Source organism: Pseudomonas batumici (assembly GCF_000820515.1).
In the GTDB taxonomy this organism is placed as follows: Bacteria; Pseudomonadota; Gammaproteobacteria; order Pseudomonadales; family Pseudomonadaceae; genus Aquipseudomonas; species Aquipseudomonas batumici.
In genome coordinates this window covers 1-8,869 of sequence record NZ_JXDG01000023.1, presented here as the reverse complement: position 1 = coordinate 8,869, position 8,869 = coordinate 1, and the positions used below count along the sequence as shown (strand labels likewise).

The following is an 8,869-nucleotide window of genomic DNA, read 5'->3' as shown; positions in this document are numbered from 1 at the left end:
CTGGATGCCCGAGGCGAGCCCGCACCGCTGGGCGTGGCCGGGGAAATCCATATCGGCGGAGCCGGTGTGGCCCGGGGTTACCTCAACCGCGACGAGCTGAGTGCAGAGCGCTTTATCGTCGACCGTTTCTCCCAAGCCCCGAACGCCCGTCTGTACAAGACCGGCGACCTGGGTCGCTGGCTGGCCGACGGCACCCTGGAGTACCTGGGCCGCAACGACTTCCAGGTGAAGATCCGCGGTTTCCGGATCGAGCTGGGGGAAATCGAGAACGCCCTGCTGGCCGTCCCGGGTCTCCGCGAAGCAGTGGTGATCGCCCGCGACGACAGCCAGGGCGAGTCGGACAACCAGCGCCTGGTCGCCTATGTCTGCGGCGAGCCAGTGCCGGCCGAGCAACTGCGCAGCGCCCTGCTGAGCGGGCTGCCCGAGTACATGGTGCCCAGCGCCTTCGTCCATCTGGACGCCCTGCCGCTGACCGCCAACGGCAAGCTCGACCGCCGTGCCCTGCCCGCCCCGGGCCAGGACGCCCTGGCCAGCAAGGCCTACGAGGCGCCGCAAGGCGACACCGAAGAGGCCATCGCCGAGATCTGGAAAGGCTTGCTGCACCTGGATCAGGTCGGCCGCCATGACGGTTTCCTGGAGTTGGGCGGCCATTCGCTGCTGGCGGTGCAGTTGCTCTCGCGACTGCGGCGCAAGCTCGGCGCGCGGATCACCCTGCGCGAGCTGTTCGATGCACCGACGGTGCGGGGCCTGGCCGCGCTGGTCAACGCCACGGCGCCGAGCGCGGCGCAGTCGATTCCGCTGGCCAACCGCTCGGGCCGGCTGCCGCTGTCGTTCTCCCAGCAACGCCTGTGGTTCCTCGATCACCTGGATCACGCGGCCGGTGCCGCCTACCACCTGCCGATGGCCTTGCGCCTGACCGGCACGCTGGACAAGGCGGCCCTGCAAGCGACCCTCGATCGCCTGGTGGCGCGCCACGAAACCCTGCGCACCCGCTTTGAACTGGTGGACGGCGAGCCGCTGCAGAAAATCGCCCCGGCCGACACCCGCTTCCCGCTGGTACAGCAGGATCTGCGCGAACTGCCGGCCGAAGAGCGCGCCGCGACCCTGGCGCGCCTCGGCCAGGACAATGCGACGCAACTGTTCGACCTGAACCAGGGACCGCTGCTGCGCGGCCAGCTGTTGCAGATGGCCGATGAAGAACATGTGCTGCTGATCACCCTGCATCACATCGTCTCCGACGGCTGGTCCAACAGTGTCCTGGCCCATGAGGTGAGTGTGCTGTACAGCGCGTTCAGCCAGGGTCACAAGGACCCGTTGCCGGCCCTGGCCCTGCAATACGTGGATTACGCCGCCTGGCAGCGGCAGTCCCTGGACGGTCTGGCGCTGCAGGCGCAGGTCGACTTCTGGCGCCAGCACCTGGAAGGCGCGCCGAGCCTGCTGAACCTGCCGCTGGATCGTCCGCGCCCGGCCATCCAGAGTTATGCCGGTGGAATCGTCAACTGCGTCTTTTCCCCGACCTTGAGTCGCGATCTGCGAGCGTTCAGCCAGGCCCAGGGCAGTACGCTGTTCATGGTGCTGCTGGCCGGCTGGTCGGTGCTGATGAGCCACCTGAGCGGCCAGGCCGATGTGGTGGTCGGCACACCGGTCGCCAACCGCCAGCGTCCGGAGCTGGAACCCTTGATCGGTTTCTTCGCCAATACCCTGGCACTGCGCGTCGCCACCGACCGCGACACCCGGGTGAGCGAGATGCTGGGACGCATCAAGGAACTGACACTGGCGGCCTACAACCATCAGGACCTGCCGTTCGAGCAGGTGGTCAGCGCCTTGCAGCCGACCCGCAGCATGAGCCACAGCCCGTTGTTCCAGGTGATGCTGAGCCTGGACAACACGCCACCGGCGCCGTTGCAACTGCCCGGACTGCACGTGGAGTCCCTGGACAGTGCCCACCGCACCACGCAGTTCGACCTGTCGTTGTCGCTGGTCGACACCGGCGAACGTATCGGTGGCAGCCTGCAATACGCCAGCGATCTGTTCGACACCGCGACCGTGGAGGCCATCGCCGGGCTGTTTGCCAAGGTCCTGGAGAATCTGGTGGCCGACGCCCGGCAGTCGATCGGTCAACTGCTGGAGAACACCCCGGCGTTGCCGCGTTCGGCCCATGCCGTGGTGGTCCCCGCCACCGCCGAAGAGGCGCAGCCCGAGGCACAACCTTACGAAGCACCCCAGGGCGACACCGAAATCGCCATCGCCCACCTCTGGAAGGACTTGTTCAAGCTCGAACAGATCAGTCGGCATGACGACTTCTTCAGCCTGGGTGGTATTTCGCTGATGGCCGTGCAGATGACCTCGCGCTTGCGCAAGATCCTCGGCAAGCCGATCGCGGTGCGCGATCTGTTCGTCGAACCGACTATTGCCGGTTTCGCCCGAGCCCTGGACGGCCAGGCGCGCCCCGGTCAGCGCAGCAACCTGGTGCCGATCCGCCGTACCGGCTCGGAACGGCCACTGTTCCTGGTCCATCCGCTGGGTGGCGAGGTGCAATATGCCCGCGATCTGGCCCCTGTGCTGGATCCCCAGGTGCCGGTCTACGGCTTGGCCGCCAGTGGCCTGGTCGCTGGTGAAACACCGTTGTCCGATGTGGCAGCCATGGCGACGCGCTACCTGGCAGCGATTCGCCAGGTCCAGCCGCAAGGGCCCTACCGGATCGCCGGCTGGTCGGCCGGCGGCCTGATCGCCTATGAAATGGCCCGTCAACTGCAGGCCGGCGGTGAGCAATTGGCATTCGTCGGCATCATCGACGCCTCGGCACGCCCTGGGCCGGCGGTGCCGGAATCCTTGAGCGAGGGACAATTCCTGATGGCCTGGCTGCCCGAGCAGGTCGATCCCGAGGTGCTCCGGCAACTGACCGGGCTGGCGCAAGAGAATGCCATCGAGCCGATGCTGGCGCTGTGCATGGAGCACGATCTGCTTCCGGAGGAACTGCCCCGGGACGTCGACGCCAGCCTGCTGCGCAGTCATCTCGCCGTGGCCTACGGGATACGCCTGGCCATTGGCGCCTATGTCAGCCCGCCCGCCCCGCTCAAGGTGACGCTGTTTACCGCCAGCGGGCAGGAACGCAGCGACCCGCTGCTGGGCTGGGGCGCGCTGCTGGAGGCCCCGATCAGCGTCACGGCACTGCCCGGGACCCATAACACGCTGGTCAAGGCCCCCCACGTCAGCGCACTGGGCCAGGCGATTTCCCAGGCACTGAAGGACGGTACCTCGTCATGAACTTTATGAAGAAGTGCTTTTCATTCTCAAAAAAAAGTGTCAATTAAGCATCTCCTGGTCAGACCTGTAGGATGTCCCTGTTTTCCACTACAGACTTTTCCCACATAACTGAGCTTAATTATCACTACTGACTGAATCGTTTATGTGAAGGGATTCACGGGTGATACCCGAATTTCCGGGTATCAGGACAAGAAATGGCTTGAGCGTCTCGGAGGGGACGGACGGATTTCGCCCCCTCCGACGACAGGATCGCAAGCGACTTCTGAATATGCAGGATCAGCATATGAACCAACAGACGAATGCTAGAGATGTAGAGAACGCCCACATTTACCTGGAGCTGGGAAAACTGGTTTCCAGCGTCGGCAACGAGCAGTTCCTGGGCAACATGCACCAGTTGATCAACGCCTCGGTGTCGGTCAGCCGGGTCGAGCTCAGTGAATGGACCGTCGACGACACCCAGTCGGCCGTTGTCGATGTGCAGCTGCTGGGCTACGCAGGTCTTGAACTGAGCCCGCAAATGCAAGCGGTCTGCCCGACCAATGCCAAGCATCGCAACGACCATCCCCTGGTCAAGCGGGTGCTGGAGGTAGAGGACGCACTGCTGATCCACCTGAATGCACGGATGAAAAACGAAAAGGACAATAACTGCCTCGGCACGTCCCACCAGTGCAGCCTGATTTCGCGCAAGGCCAATCGCTGCTGTGTGATCTCGCTGCACCGCCCCCGGGTGGAGCGCGACTACTCCCTGCAGGAGCTGTCCTTCTTGAAATACCTGTCGGAGACCTTGTTGCCCCTGGCGGAACGGCATGCCCGTGCCCATCGCCAATCCAGTGTCAAAAGCGCTGGAGGGACGACACCGCGCACCTTGATGGCCATGGAACAGACGCAGCTGCAACGCGAGTTCAATGAGCGCCTGAGTGCCTGCGACGTCACCCTCTCGGCCCGCGAAAAAGAGGTCTGCCTGGGGTTGCTGGCCGGCGGCACCGTACCTGAGATCGCAGAAAAACTCTGCGTCAAGAACAGTTCCATCGAAACCTACCTCAAGCGTTCCGCCGCCAAACTGGGTGTCAGCGGGCGACATGGGTTGGCCAAGTGGATGATAGGAGCATCATGAACAAATCCCTGAGCCCCTGGCTGGTTGCGGCGCTGGCCCTGAACGGTTGCTCGCTGATTCCGGACTACCAGCGCCCCGCGGCGCCGGTCGCCGCGCAGTACCCGCAGACGCCCGCCTACGCGCCGGCCCTGTCGGGTCCGCTGGCGGCGGACATGGGCTGGCGTGAGCTGTTCCGCGACCCGACGCTGCAACAACTGATCGAAAGCGCCGTGGCCAACAATCGTGACTTGCGCGTGGCGGCCCTCAACGTCGAGGCCTATCAGGCGCAATACCGGATCCAGCGGGCCGACCTGTTCCCGGCGATCAGCGCCAATGGCACCGGCACCCGCCAGCACGTGCCGGCCAGCCTGACGCAAACCGGCAGCTCGGTGACCAGCGGCAGTTACTCGGCGACACTGGGCATCAGCTCGTATGAACTGGACCTGTTCGGGCGCATCCGCAGCCTCACCGACCAGGCCTCGCTGACCTACCTGTCCAGTGAAGAAGCCCGTCGCAGCACCCAATTGAGCCTGGTGGCGAGTGTCGCCAACGCCTACCTGACGTGGCGCGCCGACCAGGAACTGCTGGCGTTGACCCAGAGCACCCTCGGCTCCTACGAGCAAAGCCTGCGCCTGACCGAACGCAGTCAACAAGTCGGCACCGCCTCGGCCCTGGCCCTGGCCCAGGCGCAGACCGCGGTGGAAAGCGCGAAAGCGAGCCTTGCGACCTTCCAGCGCCAGGTCGCCCAGGACCTCAACAACCTGACCCTGCTGGTGGGCACCTCGGTCGCGGACAGCCCTTCCAATCGCCCGCTGGCCTCCGAGTGGCTCGCCGAAGTACCGGCGGGCCTGCCTTCGGACCTGCTGCAACGGCGCCCGGACATTCTCCAGGCCGAATATCAGTTGCAGTCGGCCAATGCCAGCATCGGCGCCGCACGCGCGGCGTTCTTCCCCAGCATCACCCTGACGGCCAACGCAGGCACCTCCAGCAATGAATTGTCCGGGCTGTTCAAGGGCGGTTCGGGGGGCTGGCTGTTTCAACCGCAGATCAATATCCCGATTTTCAACGCCGGCAGCCTGCGGGCGAGTCTGGATTACTCGAAGATCCAGAAGGATATCCGCGTCTCGCAATACGAGAAATCGATCCAGACCGCCTTCCAGGAAGTCTCCAATGGCCTGGCGGCACGCCAGACCTACAAGGCTCAATTGAAGGCGCAGAACGATCTGGTGCAGGCCAACCAGGCGTATTACCAGCTGGCGGAACGCCGCTATCGCATCGGTGTCGACAACAGCCTGACCTTTCTCGATGCACAGCGCTCGCTGTTCAGCGCCCAACAGACCCTGATCACCGACCGGTTGGCCCAGCTGACCGCCGAGGTCAATCTGTACAAGGCACTGGGCGGCGGCTGGACGGAACGCAGCCAAAAAACCTTGTGAGATCACTGAAGATGGTCACATTCGAACCTGGTACACGTGTGCGACTTCGCTCGGGCGGCAAGATCATGGTGGTCAAGCACGGCTCGACCGCCTCCCATCTCCCCGATACCTTGCTGGTGCTGTGCGAGTACCAGGCCAAGAACCGGTTGGTGCAGGGTTTCTATTCCGCACGGGACCTGGTTCCCGCGCCCCGGGAGCCGATGCCGGCCCCCCAGGGCTAGTGACGCTTCCCCTCTTCCTTATCCCACCGGCATCGGCGTTGCCGCACCCGGCGCGACCTGCCGGGCCGGCGCAGCACCGGTGCTGGCGACGAAGTCCCCCTGGCGCAACAGCACCAGCGCGATCAGCGACACCACGCCCGTACCGATGTAGAAGTACCAGGGCGAGGTGATGTCTCCCGTCAGCTTGATCAGCCAGGTCGAGATCAGCGGCGCGCTGCCACCGAATACCGCCACCGGGATGTTGTACGCCACCGCGATGCCGGTCGAACGAATGCGCGTGGGCAGCAGCTCGCTCATCAGCGCATAGGTCGACGAGGCATAGAGCCCGAACAGGATCGCCACCGCCATCAACGGCCAGAAAAACGACGCCTGGGTGGCTGTCGGAGCCGACTTGAACAGCCAGTACATCGCCAGGGTGGCCAGGGTGCCCACCACCAGCAGGAACGGCTTGCGCCCGTAGCGGTCGGTAAACGCCCCGCCGAACGGCATGACGAAGGCCGCCGAGAAGCTGGAGACGAACACGTAGAGCAGGATCGTACCGCTGTCGAACTTGAGAATGCTCGACATGTAGGTCGAGGCAAAGGTCAGCACCAGGTAAAAGATCGAGCTGTGCAGGGTGATGATGAAGAACACCAGGGCAATCGCCCGTTTCCACTGCCAGACTTCGCGCAGCGGCGCCTTCGAGGTCTCACCGGCCCGCAGCAAGGCGAGGAACTCGGGGCTGTCTTCCAACTTCAGGCGGATGTACATCGAGATCAGGCCCAGGGGCGCGGCCAGCAGAAAGGGTATGCGCCAGCCCCAGGCCTGCATCAGGTCGGCGCCCAATGCCCAGGTCATGCCGTTGGCCACCGCCCCGCCGAGCAACAGGCCGAGCACCGCCGTGACCATCAACCAGCAGGTGGCGAAGCCGCGACGCCCGGGTCCGGCGTACTCGGAAATGAAACTGGTGATGGTGCCGATCTCGCCACCCGCCGAAAAACCCTGCACGCAGCGGATCAACACCAGCAGGATCGGCGCGGCGATGCCGAGCGTCGCGTAGGTAGGCAACAACCCCAGCAGGCAGGTGGAACCGGCCATCATCACCAGTGCCGCGATCAGGGTCTTGCGCCGACCGATCCGGTCCGCCAGCGGACCGAAGAACAACCCGCCCAGGGGCCGGATGAAAAAGCTCAGGGCAAAGGCGGCGAAGCTGGCGAGCAGACTGGTGGTGGGGTCGTCGGAGACGAAGAACGACTTGCCGATATAGACGGCGAGAAAACCATAGACACCGTAGTCGTACCACTCGATCAAGTGGCCGGATGTCGCACCGATAAACGCCCGACGCCGTTGCCGGGCCGGGTCTGTGTGTTGCATGCCCATGAGAGGGACTCCTGTCTGATAGCTATCCGTAAAAACGTTCGTCAGGGAACGCGGGTGTCATTGGCGCTGCTTTTCAACCACAGGCGCAGCTCGGTCTTGAGGACCTTGCCATAGCTGTTCCTCGGCAATTCGCTGCGAAAGACATACTTCTTCGGCTTCTTGAACGAAGCCATGCGTTCGACAAACCAGGCATTGAGCGACGCCTCGTCGAGCGTCCCGGCAATCCGCGCAACCACGAACGCTACCACCGATTCGCCCCACTGTGCATCCCATTCGCCCACCACGCAGACTTCAAAGACCCCGGGATGCTGCGCCAGCACCTCCTCGACTTCCCGGGGGTAGACGTTGCAGCCGCCGGAAATGATCACATCCTTGGAACGGTCGGTGAGCGTCAGGTAACCGGCATCGTCGACAAAGCCCACATCGCCGGTCAGCAACCAGCCGTCCACCAGGGTCTGGCGCGTGGCGGCCTCGTTGCGCCAGTAGCCTTGCATGACGGTGGGCCCGCGCACGGCGATTTCGCCCATCCGGCCGGGCGGCAGCGGCTTGTGCTGGGGGTCGAGGATGCGCACGTCCACGCACGACTGGGCCCGGCCCACGGACGCGGCCAGCGTGGCCCAGTCGGGGCGCTTGCGATCGGCGATCACCTTGCGGGACAAGGCGCTGATGGTCATCGGGCTCTCGCCCTGGCCATAGATCTGCACCAGCCGCGGCCCGAAGGTCTTGAGCGCCTCCTTCAGGTCCGCCAGGTACATGGGCGCGCCGCCATAGACGATGGTCTTGATGCCCTCCCCGCTATAGCCTTGACGACGGGCCTGCTCGACCATGCGCTTGAGCATGGTGGGCGCCGCGAACAGACTGACATTGCCCAGCCAGTTCGCCAGCCCGAACAGTTCGTCGGCCTGGAAACCACGGGACTCAGGGACCACATGGCGGGCGCCCCGGCGCACATGGATGAAGTTGTAGAGACCTGCGCCGTGGGACATCGGCGCCGCATACACCACCGCATCCTCGGCGCTGACCGGGTCGACATCCAGCGGATAGCACAGCGACATGGCCGTCAGGTTGCCATGGCTCAGCATCACCCCCTTTGAGCGACCGGTGGTGCCGGAGGTGTAGAACAGCCAGGCCAGGTCATCGGCCTGACGCAAACAAGGGGTCGCCAGCGCCGTCGAAGCGATCGACTCGAATGCGCCCATGTCCTCTCGATCCAGCTCTCGACAACCTGGCAGCGGGATATCGGGCGCGAACACCTCGCCACCATCGGTGAAAATCAGCCGGGCCTGGGCGTCATCGACGATCCCACTGACCTCGACGGGGTGCAGCTTGCAGTTGATCGGCACCGCCACGGCACCGACCCACCAGATGGCGTAAAGCAATTCGAGGTATTCGCAGCAGTTCTTCATGAACAGCGCGACGCGATCGCCGGGGACAATGCCGTGCTCGTTGACCAGGTACGCGGCCCGGTGCCGGACCAGGGCGACAAAAGTGCC

6 protein-coding genes are annotated in these 8,869 nt (G+C 64.5%); 4 read left to right on the top strand and 2 right to left on the bottom strand.

Annotated elements, in window-relative coordinates:
- The 4 genes from UCMB321_RS10900 to UCMB321_RS10885 form a co-directional block, all read left to right on the top strand.
- The coding region (locus UCMB321_RS10900; protein ID WP_040066386.1) for a condensation domain-containing protein at window positions 1-3,267 on the top strand (3,267 nt) is incomplete at its 5' end.
- 283 nt (window positions 3,268-3,550) lie between these two features.
- Complete coding sequence (locus UCMB321_RS10895) at window positions 3,551-4,381, top strand: helix-turn-helix transcriptional regulator (protein ID WP_040066384.1); 831 nt, start codon at window positions 3,551-3,553, stop codon at window positions 4,379-4,381.
- Window positions 4,378-5,796 carry an efflux transporter outer membrane subunit gene (locus tag UCMB321_RS10890; RefSeq protein ID WP_040066382.1) on the top strand — a complete coding sequence of 473 codons (1,419 nt, stop codon included), beginning with the start codon at window positions 4,378-4,380 and terminating at the stop codon, window positions 5,794-5,796. The genes UCMB321_RS10895 and UCMB321_RS10890 overlap by 4 nt, the downstream gene beginning before the upstream one ends.
- An 11-nt stretch (window positions 5,797-5,807) precedes the next feature.
- On the top strand, window positions 5,808-6,017 hold the full coding sequence (locus UCMB321_RS10885) for a hypothetical protein (protein WP_040066380.1): 210 nt from the start codon (window positions 5,808-5,810) through the stop codon (window positions 6,015-6,017).
- A gap of 18 nt (window positions 6,018-6,035) precedes the next feature.
- On the opposite strand, the gene UCMB321_RS10880 is transcribed toward UCMB321_RS10885, so the two are convergent.
- Both UCMB321_RS10880 and UCMB321_RS10875 read right to left on the bottom strand, forming a co-directional pair.
- Window positions 6,036-7,376, bottom strand: coding sequence for an MFS transporter (locus tag UCMB321_RS10880; protein ID WP_040066377.1), 1,341 nt, complete (start codon window positions 7,374-7,376; stop codon window positions 6,036-6,038).
- A gap of 41 nt (window positions 7,377-7,417) precedes the next feature.
- Window positions 7,418-8,869: AMP-binding protein (locus UCMB321_RS10875; RefSeq protein WP_040066375.1), on the bottom strand; the 1,452-nt coding region annotated here is incomplete at its 5' end.

Excerpts from the sequence above, each read along its gene's own strand:
- UCMB321_RS10895 (WP_040066384.1), top strand. The coding sequence starts at position 3,551 with ATGAACCAACAGACGAATGCTAGAGATGTAGAGAACGCCCACATTTAC.
- UCMB321_RS10890 (WP_040066382.1), top strand. The coding sequence starts at position 4,378 with ATGAACAAATCCCTGAGCCCCTGGCTGGTTGCGGCGCTGGCCCTGAAC.
- UCMB321_RS10885 (WP_040066380.1), top strand. The coding sequence starts at position 5,808 with ATGGTCACATTCGAACCTGGTACACGTGTGCGACTTCGCTCGGGCGGC.
- UCMB321_RS10880 (WP_040066377.1), bottom strand. The coding sequence starts at position 7,376 with ATGGGCATGCAACACACAGACCCGGCCCGGCAACGGCGTCGGGCGTTT.